Raw genomic sequence first — 17,456 nt, forward strand, 5'->3', positions numbered from 1 at the left:
ACCTTCACGTCGTCCACAGCCCAGCGTCAGACTGGCCACTGTTGGCGCCGGTGCTGGAGCGGACCGTTGAATCTCTGATCGTTTCTGAAGTGATCGTAAAGCGCGAGCCGGGTGAGGATGCGACCACTCTTCGACAGGAAATCTCTGGTCGAATTACCCCTTGGGTTGATGACGAGGCAGATTTGAGGTTGACACCGCGTGTGGTGCTGTCACAACGCGAAATGAAGCCGGAGAATGAACTGATGCGCCGGCGCGGCCGCGATGCGTTGTGGCGCGCGCTTCATGAAGCAGGAGTTCAGACGCAGGAAGCGGATCGCTCGACGACCTCGATTCCGGTTGGCGGACGGGAATGGATGGTTTCCGTGGCTCAACTCGGTGGAGTTGAGGATTTGCTTCAGGTCTTGTCGATCCGAAGTGACGCCATCGGACTGCTGGCCGCGGGCAAGTTGCCGAGTCCGTCGGGCACGCCGATCGCTGCGACACGAGTTCCCGGTATTGATCAACGGCAAGGGGGTTGGGTATGGCTGAGGGGTCGGGTTACGGGCGACGACCTCGTTGTGTTTCCGTTTGGTGAGTTCGATGACCGCGAGGTGGGCCTGACTTTCGTCTACCGCCACGCCCTCTTCGGCTCGAGATTGCCGGTGCGCGAGAAATAGTGTGATGAATGTGCCTGGCGAGATTCGCTGAAACTCGTTGAGGGCGAACGCCCAACACACCGACGACGACCAGTCCGGAACCGATTGCTGTTGCCGCAACCGCTGAGACTTCCGGTATTGCCCTTGTGCCCAGTCGATTTGAAACGCAGGGTTCGGCGAGTGCGCACGGCGTGCTGGTGATGACCCGATATTCGGACGGCTGTGTGGCGACGTCGAAATTGAGAGTATTTCTTTGTGCGGGCGGACTCGATTCGCTGGGGTACCACATACTGACCGCGTTCCCACCGCTATTGAGGAGGGCAGTGAACTACCTTGAGCAGCTGGTAAAAGGTTATCTGCATGAGGATTTCGATCTGTACGGCGACGAATGGGGTGCTTTGGCCGTCTTTGTCAGCGAGTATGGCGGGACTGTTGCGGTCGAGAACCTCGTGAGCGACATAGATGACCTGCTCTCCGCGGCGGGCGGAGATGACGGCAAGATTGCGGATCAGCTCAGAGCATGGGGCATCGGCATAGTTCCCAGTCCGGAAGAGGAGACCTACCGCGGCTGGCTGGGTGAAGTACGCAAGCGAGCCGCTCAGAAGTGCCAGTAATCTTCTTGACGGATCTAGTTGTACTGACCCGACAGGTTGGTTAAACGGGTGATGGGTGGCTTGTTCGCGCAGGGAGCTTGACCCGGTTTCCCGGACTGCTGGTGTTGGCGGTCAGGCCACCGCAGTGGCGGCTTGTTGATGGTAGGCGTGTTCGTAGTCGGCTGGCGAGGAGTACTCGATTCCTGAGTGTCGACGGTGGGGGTTGTACCAGGCTTCGATCCATTCGAAGATGGCTGATGCCAGCTGGTCTCGGCTTTCCCAGGTTCGGGTGTCGAGCAGTTCGCGTTGCATGGTCGACCAGAACGATTCCATCATCGTGTTGTCCACGCTCGATGCCACTCGACCCATGGATCCGAGGAGCCCGGCGGTACGTAGTCGTTGGCCGAAAACCCAACTGGTGTATTGCGATCCGCGGTCCGAATGCATGATTGTGCCGGCGTCTGGTTGCCGTCGCCATAGCGCCATCTGTAACGCGTCGACGACGAGATCGGTGCGCATGTGATCCGCGATCGACCATCCGACGATGCGACGGGAGAACGTGTCGAGTACCCCGCAGCAGTACACCTTTCCCGTCGCGGTGGGGTGTTCGGTGATGTCGGTGCACCAGATCTGATCGGGGCGCTCGGCGACGAATTGGCGGGCAACGAGGTCGTCATGGACGGCCGGCGCGGGCCTGTCACGGCGTTTACGGCGGGCGCCGATACCGGTGATGTCGAGTAGCCGCATCAACCGGGCAACCCGTTTACGGCCGACCCGCTCAGCGTTGCCCAGCCGCAACTCGGCGTGCACCCGCGGCGCCCCGTAACAGCCACGCGAGCCAGCGGGAATATCTCGGATCACGTTCGCCAGCAGAGCATCTGACTGGTCTCGCGCGCAAGCAGGTCGGTGACGCCACTCGTAGTAGCCCGACGTTGACACTTTCAGGATCCGGCAGGTCACCGCGACGGGATAGCCGTCCGCGGCCAACTCATGGACGAGCCGGAAACCTATTTTGGGAGGATGTTCTCCCGCGCGAAATAGGCGCTGGCCCGCTTGAGGATCTCGACCTCGGTCTCCAGGCGCTTCTTATCGCGGCGCAACTGCACCAATTCTGCGCGCTCTGTCGAGGTCAGGCCGTCGACCCGACCGGTATCGACGTCGTCGAGTTTCATCCATCGACGCAGACATGACTCACTGATACCCAGATCGGCAGCGATACGAATCACGCTCGCGCCCGGCTGACGCGCAAGATCAACCGCTCGGCGACGGAACTCCTCAGGATGGGCAGCTGGCATGACGTGGACTCCTCTCCTGCAGCGGCAACGCTACAGATCAAGTGTCCGGAGAACCGGGTCAAGCTCCTCGGGTCTTTGATTCTGCTTTCGGCTTCAATCAATCTAACGCAGAAGACTTGATGAGACAGATCCGCGAGGGAGTTATGGAGAACAACCCTGTTCTTGGAAAATCTGATGAGTGGGGGCAACGTTTCACAGTTGACATGCGCGTTGAGGGACCGACGGGATCCGGCTTGATAAGGACCGGCTGGATTTACACCCCCGGGTCATCCACCCCCTCCCTGACAACGGTGATCCCGCGATGAGGGATCGGATTGCGGAACATGACACTGTGAGGCTCACAGCGGGCATCGAGAAGCTCGGCATCCCGGCGGGGTCCTTGGCGGTCGTGCTGGCGATATACACATCGCCACGCGAAGGGTACGAAGTGGAGGTTGTTGACGACACGGGCGAGACGCTGTTTCAGGGTGTCGTGGGGCGCGGTGATCTTGAGATAGTCAAGCGCTCGAGTCCCAACGGATAGCTGTTCGGCGGGTTACGTCAGTGAATCACGTTGGATCCGGAGGTCAAGCGCGTTTTTGCGAGAGCAGTGAGTTCTTCGAAGACTTCAACTTTCGACGTGGGGCGCCTACAGCGTCGTCGACAGCTAGAAGCGGCGCATGGACACGATTCATCAGGAACGCGGGCCGGCGACCGAGTGGATGGCAGAGTTCGTGACGGCGTTGAAAGCAGCGTCCGGCGAATGGACCTTCTGGGTAACACTCAAAGACAGCCGGACTCACACGGAATAGAGACCTACTCGCGATGATATTCACCGGTGCAAAAGAGCTTCGCGATGTCCTGTCATCGCATGGCCAGCTGTCGGAGTCCCTGATGACGGGCTTCTGCTTGGTCAACAATGGGTTCTCCGCCCTCATCGAGTTCGAGATCATCGTCGATGCGTCCGGTCGGCCGATCACAGAGGAGCGGACGTTGCGGATCGTGCTGGTCGGTGTAGCCGAGATTGTCATGCATGGCGGCCTGAATGATCACATCAAGGCGAATCCAGGCGCGGTCAACTGGGGCTTGAGCGAAGTTGCGCTGGTCGAGGTCAGCACGGAGGGCGCAGACACTGTGCTCTTGTGTCAATGGGAAGGGTCGCGAAGTCTCCGAATTCAATGCGGCAGTGCGGTCGCCGCGTGGTCGCGAGAAGAACTGCGCCCTCATGTCGACCTCTAGCACTGCCGAGGCCCAGACGGGGTTGAGGCGTCTGGCAAACCGCTCAGAACGACGGATGGGCGGAGATGTCTGGGTCCACCCTAATGCGGTGAAGAATTTAATACGTATGCCACCGCAGCGCTCGAGCGGGGCCACTCGCCTGATCTGGGTGGTCTCGGCACTCATTAGCAGCTGAGGAGCCTGCGGGCATCGGTTGCAAGCCCGCAAAAGATTTCGCCTCCGAGCGCCGGAGGATTAGAGAGTTGCCGACCGGATTCGTCTTGGCAGTTGATGGTTGAGGGAGCAGATGTCCGACGCAAGCGGCGCATTGGAGCATTTCATCGGTGCCTATCTACATCAGGACTTCGATCTCGAGGGAGACGAGTGGGGCGCACTACAAAGATTTCTGGGCGACGAGGGAACTGCTCGATCGCGTGAACTCGTACAGGACATCGATCGTCTTCTGTCTCGCCGCACGCAAGAAGTCGATATCAGGCAGACGCTGCTCAATATGGGAATCCGATTCAACTCGGAGGCAGTGGGTGAAACATGCCGCGAATTTCTTCTGCGGGTCCGAGATCAAGCCCGAGTCTGCCCTGACAAGTGACGCCGTTTGAAAGCGGTTGCGAACGTAGGCCTCGACGACCTTAGCTGCCAAGCGTAGGTTCGGAGAAATTGATCCACGATGCTTCCGACTGCCACATGGGCATGAGCGCATCAGTAGCGTTGTCGAGCGTTCTCACCTCGAAGGTTCCCAATGATGGCGGGAGTCCGTAGGTCGTCGCGTCGTCGGGAACCCTTAGCGCGCTCGAAAGTCACAGACATCGATGCGTCGGCGGCAATAGTGGGAAAGCTGAAGGTCAGTGACGACCCAGTGACTTCTACGGGCATGGTTGGCCGCTCCTTCTGATTGTAAAGAAGCTAACGCGGGGCACCGACAACAATGGTCGACCTCGATGGACTACGACTCAGTCGGTCCCCGCCAACGTCTTGGTGAGCGGCGCGCGCGTGTCGAGGTAGACCACCGCCAGGGCATCCGACAGGCTGCCGGCGTCGCGGACGCGCTCGCTCTCGCGGCGGTCGAGATCATCGTCGACGAGTAGCTCGAGGTCGTCGATCCCGTTGAGTCGAGCGAGATAGTCGTACTTGTTCTTTCGGCGTTGAATGCTCGCCACCACGTCGCAATAGCTGTCGAGGGCCTCGAGTCGCTCCATCAGCGCGCCGATGCCGCGGTCGATCGCGGTCGCCTTGCTGATGTAGGTGTCGACCACCTTGGTGTCATGCCGGAGATCGCCGGTCGGCTGAGGACCCAGCACTTTCTGCGTGTGGCGCAATCGCCGCGCGCGGTCGGTGAAGACCGACACCTCGTTCGCGAGGTCGATTCGCACGGAGTGCTCGTCGAAGAAGTCGTGCCGCCACACTGGGTAAGCATTGATGCGGGCGGCTAGAACGGCGGCGGTGACGGCGAACTGGCCGATGGGATCAGCGACCATCGCAGCGTGGTCCTTCTGCTCGTCACCGCTCAAGGTGTAGGTCCGCCGGAGCCGGGCCGCTGTGGTGTCCGGGGTGTCCGGTGTCGGATCGAGCTCACCGTCATAGAACGGAACCCAGCTCCACGCCCGGGAGCGATTGCGGCGGGCGAAGTCTCGACCGTGCCAGACGTCGAGTGCCACGGCCTCGAGTGCGTGGACGTCGCGGTCGGCGAGCCGATCGCGCTTCTTGATCGACGCCTTGGTCGCATCGCGAATCGCGGTGCTCCGCTTCGACCGCTCCACGTAGTGACTGGTCAGCTCGCGCGCGAGCGCCTGCAGCGGTGTCTCGGTGGGGGTGGGAGCCGTTGGCGACATCGACGCCCGAAGACGGCTGCGGACATCGGCCCAACGTCGCGGCCGTCGCTTCGATGCGTCACCCATGTCGCCGGTGAACCATCGGAGACCGAACGCCGCGGGAGCTTTCTGTCATGCGCCGGCCTGTTTACGATGCGTCTCTCGGAGAGGAGAGGGGGATGGACGGCGGAGACCGAGGTGGGGTCGATGTACTTCACGTATCGCTGTTCGGAATGGCGGAACAATCGAGCTCGATGAGCCGCCAACCGCTCGAGGTCTGGTGAATCTGCATGCCGTCGGCGGCAGCGCCGTTTGCACGAGTGATGAAGACGAACCCGTTCTGAGGAAGCCGCTCGGCGAACGTAGCCCCCGCCGCATCGGCGAAGTCGCGGTCGGACGGATTCCGCCGGTTGGCTGGGTTACAGCTTGGCGGAAACCAGGGCAGCGAGAAGGTCGCGATGACAAGCCGACCGGCATCGTCTTCAAGCCGGGGCCGCGAAGAGGTGCGCCGGTCAAAATCTTTGCTGGGCAAGGCGTCTCTCACGGTGCAATTGACTGGTGCGGACGGTGAGACCCGCACCGTGGCCTCAGACATCACCAAAGATCGGATCGGCGAGACGGTCGACCTCAACCTCGCCTCGGTACCGCCAGGTCAGGCAACGCTCCGGCTGACGCTGAAGGTCACGACGGCCAACGCCACCAACCCGGATGGCTCGACAGAGCCGGGAACCGAGCTTGCCCCGCAATCGGTCGACATCCCTTTGTCGGTTGCTCCGCCCATTGGATTTCCAACCGTTGCATCGAAACTTGATTTCGGGACCGTCGAAGGTGGCGGTGTGTTCAAGGGCTCGTTGGGGCCTGTGGGCTCGGAGATCGACGGAACAAGTGGCACCGACGAAGCTGCAGAGCATAGATTACCTGGCCCCGCTATCGATGCTCTCACCGATGAAGCGACTCAGCGGGGTGGGGCCGCGCTAGATTTATGTGAGCCGCTTTCTCCGGTCCGGAGTAGTCAATCAATGTCAAAGTGCTTAGTCACCTCGGTAATTGTGAAATCGAATTTCAAGCGACAAGCCGAGTTTTGGTTTGCAAAAAGACCGGATTTCCAAAATGCCTCCTTAACATCAACTGTGGCAATCCATTGGACGGGTACCACCCACTCGCGGTAATCTTGGGACGGGTCTTGATCGGATGCCTGAAACGAATAGTTCCCGCGCAAAGGGAGATCGGCTAGGCGCGTGGTGTCTCCGTTGTATTCGACCGTGGCCGTTTCGAAGGGTTGTGCCTCTCCGATGACCTCGCCGACGCCAACGTATCCATTTTTTGGAACGTGAGTGAACACTCGGCCGCCGACAGGAAGCTGCCGGAGAGTCCGAGAGAACCACGTCTTCCCTCCGGCGGACACAAACCCGTACTGCTTGGCATCAGACCAGGCGCGACCGCCGGATTCCTCGCCGAAGCTAACAAACCAGTCGTGACCGTTCCATTGAGCTTGCTTGCCGCCCAAATTCGTCGATCCGGTGCGCGTAGCCGCCACCGTCGCATCGTCAATTAGCCAGGTTCGAGCGAGGTACTCGCGGTCGCCGTCTCGGAAATAGTCGAGCAGAAGCACGTTGATCGGAACGTTGTACCCGCCCGATAAGTACCCAACCAGACGTTCGGTCGCATCGTCCATGTCGCTCGCTACGACAACGAGTTCGTGGCGCGTGTTGAGCTCCTCGGGTGCGCTTTCACCGAAGACGGCGTCGAACGCTTCATCAAACGAGCGACTCGTCTCTTGGGTGCGCTGGTATTCTTCGTATATCTCGCGCACGTCGTTGTTCGACAGATATTGAACCCACGATGCGTAATCAAGTACCTGAGCAACGACGTCGCGAGGTGTTTTGTCTCGTTTGAGTTCAATGATGATCACGTCGCCGTCGGCGTTGACCCCGAGTAGGTCAACGTATTTTCCGTATTTCGTCGGAACCTGGCGTCCTATGATCAGCATAGTCTGCCCGAGAATATCGGTCTCTGCCTCGACGATATCTTCAAGCCGGGTCTCAAGAGCCATTTTTCCCGGAGCTACTCTGGTCGGTATACCATCAATTCGCCACATTCCAATTTTTGTGCCCACCGCGTTAGCTCATCACAAATCGGCCATGCACGTTGGCAGATTCGCTGGGGAAGTTTGTCGGATCACCAGCTGAAGTCAGCGCGCAAGCTGAGGCAAACGTCCCTCGCAGCCTGTCACGTCGGACTGCCTTCGGCAGTTGTGGCGTAGATGCCGCTGGCCGCGGCTTCGACCCGGCCGAACTGACTGGGCCTGTTGATCATGAGGCCAGGTTCTCGAGAGTCTGCCTGCCATGTGCCAGGGCCCGTTGCAATGAGCTGGGATTGGGAGCAGATCGGACTTGTCTCCATCGCACCGCTGGCAAGCGGGTACCAAGCTCGTCGGTCCGTCGATGGGCACCCGCGACCACGGCAAGACGTGGTCGTGGGTGTCACCGTCGAGTTGCGGCTGCTGCATTAGAAGCATTGCGAGCCGAAGCCATTCCGAAAGATGTTGCGAAAACGGATCAACGAAATGCGGGCGCTACGTAACAGGTGGGCCGCGAGATGGGGACCTGCGGTATGCCTCGTCTATACGTGAGAAGCCCAATTATTCTAAAAATCGCACCTTGGAACGCATCTGATGTTTGACCCTGCCTGAAACTCTGTTGGACCGCCGTAGGTATACGTATTGTTAAATGTCAGTGTATATCCCGTTTGACGCCGACGGGAATTGCGTCCCCAAGCGTTCTTAGTGCTGTAAAAGACTTTTTGTGGAGAGTTATTTTATCAACCTAACCCACGCTACGGTGCCGCGATGGGCGTGTTCCGCAATACCGCGGTGCTAGCCCGCGCGGAGCTCGTCTGAGATGGGACGGGAGATTCCTTCCCCGAGTATATTCAGCACGGCGCGTCCGATGGCTTTTCCGAGTAGCGGGGGAACCGCATTCCCGATTTGCTTAGCGATTTGCCCTCTGTTGGTGCCGGCAAATTGAAACGAGTCGTCATACGATTGTAGTCGCGCGCCTTCACGCGGGGTGAGTGCGCGATCGAGAGTCGGGTGGATGCACTTGTTAGATGCAGGATGTATAAAGTTGACCGTCATTGTCACGGCGGGCTCGTCAGCGGCAAGTCTTGAGTAGCACGAACTAAAGCCGCTACTGATGAGGTGTTTGGGGATGCATGATATATTTGGCCCCGAATGTCGGATTATTTCCATCATCTTATCGGAGTGCTTTGTGGCAGAATGCCAGGTTAGGAGCTTCGTATCCCTTCTGGCCCGTTGATACTCTGTCTCAGGCGGTTGCGCGTAGGAGTAAGCGACTTCGCCACTCCCAATTGCGGGCAGGTCGCCTATAGCTTCTGCGACTGTGACAGCGGACGGCAACGGTGGTCGATCGATGGATAGTAGATCAGGCTCACCAGGTCGCAGCATACGCCACCGCTCTGCGAGACCGATAGTTCTGAACGATCCTTCGTGGGTTGGCTTAGGGAACTGAATCGAACCACCTCGTTCGACGCCGATCATGACAAGCCGCTCCCGCTTTTGTGGAACCCCAAAGTGAGCCGCATTTAGTATTCGCCAGTCCGTGTCGTATCCAAGCGAGTTAAATGCTTCTTGAATACTTTCAATCTGGTTCCCGCCATTATGGGTTCCGAGTCCGACCACGTTTTCCATAACGAAAACTGGAGGCCTGAACCAATTGACATGAGACGCAAATTCTTCGAACAAGGTGTTGCGGGGGTCGTCATCTTTAGATGAGCGGAATGGCCGGATAGAAGAGAAGCCCTGGCATGGAGGGCCTCCTATGATCACATCGACATCCCCGGCCTTGAGTCCGGTCATCTGCTCGACGTCGCCACGTCTGGTTGTGCGAATATCGCCGCTTACACCAATCGCCGCTCTATGATTGAGCCGAAACGTGTCCACCGACAGCGGTAGAACGTCGATCCCGTACTTAACCTCGTATGCACCTAAGTTCTCAAATCCTTTTGAGAATCCGCCGGTGCCGCAAAAAAGGTCGATCACCTTCAACGCCACGTCAACCCCCGTTTGGCTGCAGAGCGAGCCTCGGCAACTCGCACACATGTTCGATCGTACACTAGAGTTGCGAGTCCCCCCAGGCGGACTCACGCCTGGCGTAGGGCAACAGCTCAGGAACGTATAGGACTCTCTTCATCGCCTGAAGAACGGAGGTGCGAACGACCGCCGTCTTGCCTGAGTCTCCGGCTGTGTTGCTAATACTGAAGTCATCAAGGCTCAAAACGCCTGCTCGAACCTCCCAAATTGTCGGCACGGTTCCACGGTTTTTCGCGCCGGTGCCATGGAACGAGCCGCGCTCGTCACACATCACGTAACGGAACGTGAGGTGGAGGCCTGCCTTGGGCAGGTGGCCCTTCGGCATCAACTTCTCTAAGGCCATCTTGATCTCGACGCCGTGCACACTTCCGCTTTGCGGAACCAGGTCGGGGTACGTGTGAGGTGCGTTTCGGATGTAAGCCCCTCCTGAGTTACGCGCCAGCCCTGCGCCGATCAGATTGCCGACCATGGACGACAGATTAGCCATCTCAACCAGTTGGCTTAGTGGCTCGCTGCCGTTTCTGGTCAAGTTGTAATCGATGAGATCGAGCGACGTGTACGCGTGCTCAACACCTGCCTTCAACCACTTCGTTCCGAGGCCACCCGTAAGCTTTCTCAACTCGGCGTCAGCGCCCAGGTGATGGGCGCTGATCACCCGCCGAGGGATGCTTTGACTCACGGTAACGCTGCCAGCGATTTGTGTCACGAAGGGAATGCACCACAGATCCGAGCCCTGATCAACACGACGCGCACAGGCTCGCTATCGTCGTCTAATGGGATTGCCGCCTGCGAGGCATGGCACGGCGTCGAAGTACAGCAGCGGATGCAGGTGCGATGACTGTAAGTCGGCCCATGCAGCTGCTATGCGAAACCGAAGGGCTCGGATGCAGGCAGACGGCTTCCGTGGCATTCGGCACGGCCGGTACTCTACGTACGCAGATGGCTGCAAATGCGAGCTGTGTGTCCAAGCCTTTCGTGCGTACCGGCGAGGCTTGCCTCAGTGACACCTGGCTACGCACATGTTGGCTGGGCAGGTGCGGCGTCGGGGTGGCCGGGAGCAGTCAAGAGGTGCTACTTCGATGGACCGGGTTTTGGCGCCCGCGTGCCGTTCCGTGCATAGGGTCCGGCGCTCGCCGTATTGGTGGCGGATCAGAGGCCTAGTTTGCCGACGCGGGTGGGTGCAGGTTCAGTTGTCGGGCTCATCGAGCTGCGGGTTTCGACTTACCGTCCTGGCTCCCTCAACGAGGCTCCGAGGTGGTTAGCAAGGTCCATCAGAGCGTATCTGCAGAGAACGTGCAGGTGGACGCCGCATTCGAATCGCAATGCACCGCTTACTCTGTGCCCGATCATGTAAGGCCAGTAGCTTGTTTTACGAGTTGCAGTCGAGGTGGAGAGGTAATTCGAGATTTCCCGTGATCGACGAGTGTTCCAGCTCGACGGGGATTCTGGGCAGAACGCCCGCGAGACACCGAAGCACCGCCCGCCGTTGTCAGAGTAGGTGAACACAGGGCCCGAGTGTTGGTTGCGCCCGTCCGGCTCGCTACAGTCCTACCGCTCGCGTTCGCTGGCACGTCTACGCAGATGGTCGGCGTGCGCCATCGGTTCCCGAAGATCGGCCGTTCAGATTGTTCGCCCTGCGGGGGAGGATTGTTGTGTGTGAGTGATCATTTGATGGCCAAGCTGGATGCGACGGTCTCAGCATCAAGGTCCGGCGACCCGCTGCGCTTGGTGACGGTCATTGTTCCCGGTTCGGGCGCTCGTCGGGACGTCACACGCGCGTTCGCGCTCCAGGGTGGGGCGGCGAACACTCGCGTGCTCACTCTCGACGAAGCCGTCGACGTGTTGGCGGCACCTGCGTTAGTGCCGAGGCTTCCTCTGCCGTTTCCGCTGTTGGAGGCGTCGATCGAACGGATCCTCGACGACCAGCCCGGGCTGTTTGCTGAGGTGGCTGAGCAACCGATCACGGCTCGGGCGCTCGCAAGCGCATCCTTTGAGTTGACCGGATACAACAACCCGGCCGTCCAGTCACCGACGAAGCTGATCGGGGAGATGCTGCGCATTCATCGGATCGCAACCGCGGTTCACGCGGAGAAGTACTACCTGCGCCACGGGGCGTATGCGGCGGCGCTCGCGCGCCTGGACCAGCTTGGCGAGATCATCGTCTATCGGCCCACAGCCTCCGATCCGGCCTCGGCCAATCTGCTCGCCGCGATGCAGGCTCGGGGGACCACTATCGACGACGCTGACACCATCCATGGAACTCTCGTCGTGCATGCTTCCGACGCAGACGACGAGGTGCGCGCGGTCGCACGCATCGTCCGCGCCCACCTCGCCGATGGCATCCCCGGGCACCGCATCGGAATCTTCTACGGCTCCCGCGACCCCTACCTGCGACTCCTACACGAACACCTCGCCGCCGCCGGCATCGCCTTCACCGCCCCGGAATGCCACAGCCTCGCCGACCGACCCGTTGCCCGATCCCTCATCGCGCTACTCACCCTCGACCCAGCGGAACTCCCACGACGCGACCTCCTCGCGGCACTCGCAGAGCAGGCCCTCCGCCGCCCCGAAACCTCCGGCGGATCTCTGTCGCAGGCTCGGCTCGAGCGGCTCACACGCAAATACATCCCGATCGTCAGCGGGAGCGACTGGGATCGCCTCGCCTCAGTGCCTGCCGACGCCAGGTACTACGACGACGCGCTCGCGACCCACGCGTTCGTGGTGTCGCTGCGGAACAGCCTCGCTGCGATCAACGACGCACGAACGTGGGCCGATGCGGCCGCCGCGATCGCGACGCTGCTCGCCGACCACTTTGTTTCACCACAACACGACCGGACCGCGCGCGACGTGGCGGCGGTGACGTCGATTGTCAGCTCCCTGGCCGAACTGGACGGAATTGCACCCACACCGTCGATCACGCGCATCACCGACGCCCTCACCTTACGGATCGAGTCCGCCACCCATCACGTCGGTGAGACTTCTGCCGCGGTGACAGTCGGCCCGCTCTCCGCCGGCGCCGGACGTGACCTCGAGGTGTCGATCATTGTCGGCGCGGCCGAAGGCATCATCCCGGCGCGACGTCGAGCCGATCCGCTGCTCCCAGCCGAGCTCACCGGCCGCACCACCGCGGATGACATCGAACACGACCACCGACTGTGGAACCTGACCCTGGCCGCCGGCCGGTCGCATCGCATCATCACTTTCCCTCGAGGCAGTCTTCGTGGCGGCGCGGAGAAGGTGCCGTCGCGTTGGCTGCTGCCCACCATGGCGCATCTCGCCGGACATGCCGTCGGCGTCGTCGACTGGCAGAAGGACACGGTCGATACACAACAGATCGTGACGATTGAATCCTTCGACTCCGCGATTCAAGAGGTGGACAACCGAATCGGAGTCAGCGCGGCATCGCCGACCGAATGGCGCCAGCGGGCACTGGCGGCCGTATCGGCCCGACGCCGCCAAGGTGTGCTGTCGGACGCAGTGATCGCCAACGGCATGGCGCTGCGCAGCGACCGTCTCAACGGACGATTCAGCAGATTCAACGGCAACGTGTCAGCTGTGCGGGATCTGCTGCGCTACTTCGACGATGCCGTTGCCCCCACCCGACTCGAAGATTGGGTGAACAGCCCGTACAAGTTCTTTCTCGGGCACATCCTCCGTGTCCAGGTTCTCAACGATCCCGACGCCGCGTCCCAGATCGACGCTCTCGCCAAGGGAACTCTGATCCATACGATCCTGGAGCACTACGTCCAGACCGTCATCGATCACGAGGAGCCCTCGCTCGATCGCCTGCTCACCATCGCCGACAGGGAACTGCTCGCCGCGCATGCAAGCTCACCTGGCTGGCTTCCCCAGTTGTGGGACAAAGACCGCGCCGCCATCCGCGACGACCTCATCGCCTGGTTTACCCACGACGCCACCGATCGGGCGGATGGCTGGTCGCCGTCCATCGTTGAGAAAAGATTCGGTGACGACGAGGCGGTGATCGATGTCGCCGGGGGAGTGGTCAAGTTCCGGGGATCGATCGACCGCGTCGACATCCATGAGGACGGCCGCGTGCGCGTCACCGACTACAAGTCGGGGCAATCGAAGTTCTATTCGGATCTCACGCCGCAAACACCGACCGATGGTGGCTACAAGTTTCAGCTACCGGTCTACGGTCTGGCCGCCCGGGGCCTGGGTGCCGAAGTCAGCTCCCGGTATTGGTTCATCACAACCAAGGGCGGATTCGATGAGATCGGGTACCCGCTGACCGAGGCCGTGGTCGATGTCCTCGTCGACGACATGTCATTGATCCACGCTGCGATCACCGCGGGCTACTTTCCGCCCCGCACGCCGGACACACACTGGTCGGACGATCTCCTGGAACTCGTGGGTGTCCGCGGACTGGACCGAGCCTGGGCCAACCTGGAAAACGTCGACGAACTCAACACCTACCTAGAGAAATACCCGCGATCATGACCATGGCATCACAGTCCCTCGTCGACTCCGCCGAGCGCGCCAGAATCGAAAATGACACCGCCGCAACGCTGTTTGTGGAAGCCGGCGCGGGCAGCGGTAAGACACATTCGCTGGTGCAGCGCATCTGCCATCTGCTGCTCGAGGACGGTATCGAGCTCGACCGCGTCGCCGCCATCACTTTCACCGAGAAGTCCGCCGCGGAACTGCGTGAGCGAGTCCGCGTCGAGATCGCCAAGCACACCGGGCCGCTCGCCGAACGAGCCCTCCTGCAGGTCGACACCGCCGCCATCGGAACGCTGCATGCGTTCGCCGCACGCATCGTCAGCGAGCACCCACTGGAGGCCGGTGTCCCGCCGCGGCTGCAGGTGGTTGACGCGATGGGGTCGCAACTGTCGTTCGAACGCCGCTGGCGCCGAATCCAGGCGCACCTCTTCGGGGACTCGTCCACTACACCGCCCGAGCTCACCGACGCGATGAAGGTGATCGTCGCCGCCGGTGCCTCGCTTGATCAGGTGCGGACCTTCGCCGATGCGCTGGACCGCCATTGGGATCGTCTGGTCGTCACTGACACCGCGCCTCTCATGGCTATTCCCGACATCGATGACCTTCTGCGTGCAGCTGACCTTGTCTGCGACAGAGCCTCGGATTGCTCTGACCCGGAGGACGGGCTGCTGCGGCAGCTGGACAAGGTCGCCCTGTGGCGCCGCGATCTGGCCGCCAGCCGCGACAGCGCCGCGTGGCTTGCCGTCGCAGCGCTGTGTCCCAAGCCGGGAAATGCTGGACGGGCGCCAAACTGGGCGGGCAGTAAGCCTCAAGTGGTCGCCGCCATGAAGGAACTGCATGATTACGCCCTCGACGTGCGAACACGGTATGTGTCGAGCGCAATTCATGTTCTCCTTCATCACCTGTCGGAGGTGATCATCGACGAGGCGGGGCAGCGTCGTCGCGAAGGGCAGCTCGAGTTCCACGACCTGCTGGTCTACGCGCGTGATGTGCTGCGGGTTCCCGAGGTGCAGGCGGCCGTGCACGGTTCCTATGAGCGCATCATGCTCGACGAGTTTCAGGACACCGATCCATTGCAACTCGAACTGGCACGACTCATCGTCGCCGGACCCGATGAACCCGGCCGGTTGTTCACGGTGGGTGACCCGAAGCAGTCGATCTACCGGTTCCGTCGCGCCGATATCGCGGCGTACATGTCGGCCCGCGAGCTCGCCGGCCCAAGCGGCATCGCCATGCTGACAACCAACTTCCGGTCGACAATTCCCGTGTTGGACTGGGTGAACGACGTGTTCGGTCGGAGCATCGTTGCCGAACACCACGTCCAGGCGGAGTACACGCCGCTTGATCCCGCGCCCGGGCGGCCGCAATGGACGGCATCCACGGGGTGGGGGCCGAAGCCGTTCGTGTTCATGGACCCGACCACACCGGTCGATGACGAACTGTCGCTGTCGAAGTCGGGGGCACTCCGGGCACGCGAGGCGCGCGACGTCGCCAAGATCATCTACACCGCAACCACCGAAGGGTGGCAGAAGGAGATCGGTGGCTTCGGAAAGTACGAGCATGAGCCGATCTCGCTGCGCGACATCTGCATTCTGATCCCGTCGCGCGCGATCCTGCCGTTTCTGGAGAAGTCCCTGGATGCCGCCGGTATCGAGTTCCGCTCCGAAGCATCGTCGCTGGTGTACTCGACGCAGGAGGTGCATGACCTGCTGCTGACGTGTCGCGCGCTGTCGAACACCGCGGACGAGGCGGCGTTGGTCGCCGCGTTGCGGACACCGCTGTTCGGCTGCGGCGATGACGACCTGTTGCGGTGGAAGAGTGGCGACGGTCGATGGAAGTGGTTCGGCGAAGCGCCCGCCGGTTTGGAGGAGTCGCCGGTTGCCGCGGCCCTCGCCTATCTGAAGTCGGTGTGGTTCGAGCTGGGAGACCTTAATCCCGGAGCGTTGTTGAGCCGCTTGGCAACCGATCGCCGGGTGTTCGAGGTGTCGATGGACTCGCCCCGCCACCGCGATGTGTGGCGACGGCTGCGGTTCGTCATCGATCAGGCGCACGCCTGGTATGACGACGACCGTGGCGATCTGAGGGACTACCTCGACTGGGCCGAAACGCAGAGCGCAGAGAGCGCGCGTGTCGCTGAAGCGGTGCTGCCCGAGATCGGCGTGAATGCCGTTCGCATCATGACGATCCATGCTGCAAAGGGATTGCAGTTCCCGATGGTGATCGTGGCCGGGATGAGCGGTGGACATCCCAATACATCGGACCCCGCGATCTGGGATGAAACCGGAGAGGTGCACGCAGCGGTAGCCGGCGCCGCAAAAACAATCGGGTACGACGACGCCGCGACGCTGGAGAAGACACACACTGCGGCTGAGCGGGTTCGATTGCTTTACGTAGCCTGCACGCGCGCGGAGAGCTTCCTCGCCATGTCCGGGTACATGCCTGAACGCAGCGGCTGGGGAAAGGTGTTGGCGCCGGCGCTCGCCGAGATCGCGAACGATCCGCCGGATCTGCTGGAAGTGGTCAAGCTTGAAGACGACGGCAATGCAGCCGGCGCTCACACCGAAACTTGGGATGAGTGGCAGGCGACGACGGCGAAGGTGGAAGCTACGTCGTCCATCGTGGCGTCGATGTCGCCGACGACCATCGCCCATGCCGGTGATGACGTGACCCGGGCGGTCCTCGCCGGATACAGCGACCACCCGTTCACAGTGCGCAATTCTGCGGAGATCGTCCCGCCGTCGGTGGGTGCTGTCGACCACGGCACCGACTTGGGTACGGCGTTGCATGCCTTGATGGAAGTGGTTGATCTCGCTGCGCCAGTCGCTGATGCCTTCGAAGAGAAGGCGCGAGCTGCGGCGGCGCTTGCCGGCCTGTTGGATCCCGATCGCTTTGTGCTGCTGGCGCAGTCAGCGCTGGAGTCCGAACCAGTTCGTCGAGCCGCCGCCACCGAGCACTGGCGGGAGATGCCGTTGATCGGACTGGCGCCCGACGGCGAGACCGTCGTCGACGGCGTCGCTGACCTCGTCTACCGCGACGAATCGGGGGACCTTGTGATCGCCGACTACAAGACCGATCTCGGGGTCACTGCCGCGACCGTCGAGGAGTACTGGATCCAGCTCTCGATCTATGCGTCATTGCTCGAAGGTGCGACGGGGCAATCGGTATGCCGGTTGGAGCTGATCTTCTGCAGGCCGGGTGAAGCAACGGTGCTGGACCGACGGCGGACGTGAAAGGCGCATTGTGCGTGGAACGAGCGCGCTTCGATGATTTGGTCGGCAGTCGAGTCACGTCCTCTACACACCGGTGGTGACCGGATAATTCGAACCCGCCGCGGCACA

General features: G+C 61.2%; 15 protein-coding genes. 8 read left to right on the forward strand and 7 right to left on the reverse strand.

Annotated features, from left to right (window positions below; translation table 11 throughout):
• The first annotated feature begins 41 nt into the window (after positions 1-41).
• Together ASG12_RS21605 and ASG12_RS07660 are read left to right on the forward strand one after the other, a co-directional pair.
• Positions 42-656 carry a hypothetical protein gene (locus tag ASG12_RS21605; RefSeq protein WP_156377969.1) on the forward strand — a complete coding sequence of 205 codons (615 nt, stop codon included), beginning with the start codon at positions 42-44 and terminating at the stop codon, positions 654-656.
• 302 nt (positions 657-958) lie between these two features.
• Positions 959-1,249 carry a contact-dependent growth inhibition system immunity protein gene (locus tag ASG12_RS07660; RefSeq protein ID WP_055787068.1) on the forward strand — a complete coding sequence of 97 codons (291 nt, stop codon included), beginning with the start codon at positions 959-961 and terminating at the stop codon, positions 1,247-1,249.
• Between the two features lie 111 nt (positions 1,250-1,360).
• On the opposite strand, the gene ASG12_RS07665 is transcribed toward ASG12_RS07660, so the two are convergent.
• Together ASG12_RS07665 and ASG12_RS07670 are read right to left on the reverse strand one after the other, a co-directional pair.
• Positions 1,361-2,188 carry an IS3 family transposase gene (locus ASG12_RS07665; protein WP_055787070.1) on the reverse strand — a complete coding sequence of 276 codons (828 nt, stop codon included), beginning with the start codon at positions 2,186-2,188 and terminating at the stop codon, positions 1,361-1,363.
• A gap of 47 nt (positions 2,189-2,235) precedes the next feature.
• A complete protein-coding gene (locus tag ASG12_RS07670) occupies positions 2,236-2,523 on the reverse strand; it encodes a transposase (RefSeq protein WP_055787073.1) in 288 nt (95 codons plus the stop codon).
• A 41-nt stretch (positions 2,524-2,564) separates the two neighbouring features.
• Between ASG12_RS07670 and ASG12_RS22325 the strand changes: the two genes are divergently transcribed.
• From ASG12_RS22325 to ASG12_RS21610, 4 genes are all read left to right on the forward strand, one after another.
• Positions 2,565-2,828 carry a DUF6883 domain-containing protein gene (locus tag ASG12_RS22325; RefSeq protein WP_443089077.1) on the forward strand — a complete coding sequence of 88 codons (264 nt, stop codon included), beginning with the start codon at positions 2,565-2,567 and terminating at the stop codon, positions 2,826-2,828.
• A 26-nt stretch (positions 2,829-2,854) separates the two neighbouring features.
• On the forward strand, positions 2,855-3,046 hold the full coding sequence (locus tag ASG12_RS07675) for a DUF4926 domain-containing protein (RefSeq protein ID WP_162243408.1): 192 nt from the start codon (positions 2,855-2,857) through the stop codon (positions 3,044-3,046).
• Between the two features lie 281 nt (positions 3,047-3,327).
• Complete coding sequence (locus ASG12_RS07680) at positions 3,328-3,741, forward strand: hypothetical protein (protein WP_055787079.1); 414 nt, start codon at positions 3,328-3,330, stop codon at positions 3,739-3,741.
• A gap of 286 nt (positions 3,742-4,027) precedes the next feature.
• Positions 4,028-4,327: a contact-dependent growth inhibition system immunity protein gene (locus ASG12_RS21610; RefSeq protein WP_156377971.1), complete on the forward strand. Its 300-nt coding sequence runs from the start codon at positions 4,028-4,030 to the stop codon at positions 4,325-4,327.
• Between the two features lie 361 nt (positions 4,328-4,688).
• On the opposite strand, the gene ASG12_RS07685 is transcribed toward ASG12_RS21610, so the two are convergent.
• From ASG12_RS07685 to ASG12_RS07695, 5 genes are all read right to left on the reverse strand, one after another.
• Entirely contained in the window at positions 4,689-5,567 is an 879-nt protein-coding gene (locus tag ASG12_RS07685) for a hypothetical protein (RefSeq protein WP_055787083.1), read from the reverse strand.
• A gap of 193 nt (positions 5,568-5,760) precedes the next feature.
• The gene (locus ASG12_RS21615; RefSeq protein ID WP_156377972.1) at positions 5,761-6,090 is read right to left on the reverse strand and encodes a hypothetical protein; all 330 of its coding nucleotides are present in this window, start codon (positions 6,088-6,090) and stop codon (positions 5,761-5,763) included.
• Between the two features lie 468 nt (positions 6,091-6,558).
• Complete coding sequence (locus tag ASG12_RS07690) at positions 6,559-7,662, reverse strand: endonuclease NucS domain-containing protein (protein WP_156377973.1); 1,104 nt, start codon at positions 7,660-7,662, stop codon at positions 6,559-6,561.
• Between the two features lie 759 nt (positions 7,663-8,421).
• Positions 8,422-9,618 carry a DNA cytosine methyltransferase gene (locus tag ASG12_RS21155; RefSeq protein WP_200932736.1) on the reverse strand — a complete coding sequence of 399 codons (1,197 nt, stop codon included), beginning with the start codon at positions 9,616-9,618 and terminating at the stop codon, positions 8,422-8,424.
• Positions 9,619-9,679: 61 nt separating this feature from the next.
• On the reverse strand, positions 9,680-10,312 hold the full coding sequence (locus ASG12_RS07695) for a hypothetical protein (protein WP_055787088.1): 633 nt from the start codon (positions 10,310-10,312) through the stop codon (positions 9,680-9,682).
• 1,016 nt (positions 10,313-11,328) lie between these two features.
• Here ASG12_RS07695 and ASG12_RS07700 point away from each other — a divergent pair.
• Together ASG12_RS07700 and ASG12_RS07705 are read left to right on the forward strand one after the other, a co-directional pair.
• The gene (locus ASG12_RS07700; RefSeq protein WP_055787090.1) at positions 11,329-14,115 is read left to right on the forward strand and encodes a PD-(D/E)XK nuclease family protein; all 2,787 of its coding nucleotides are present in this window, start codon (positions 11,329-11,331) and stop codon (positions 14,113-14,115) included.
• Entirely contained in the window at positions 14,112-17,348 is a 3,237-nt protein-coding gene (locus ASG12_RS07705) for a UvrD-helicase domain-containing protein (RefSeq protein ID WP_235456121.1), read from the forward strand. Before ASG12_RS07700 ends, ASG12_RS07705 begins: the two co-directional genes overlap by 4 nt.
• Positions 17,349-17,456 lie beyond the last annotated feature (108 nt).

It is taken from the genome of Williamsia sp. Leaf354 (assembly GCF_001424365.1).
Taxonomy (GTDB): domain Bacteria; phylum Actinomycetota; class Actinomycetes; order Mycobacteriales; family Mycobacteriaceae; genus Williamsia_A.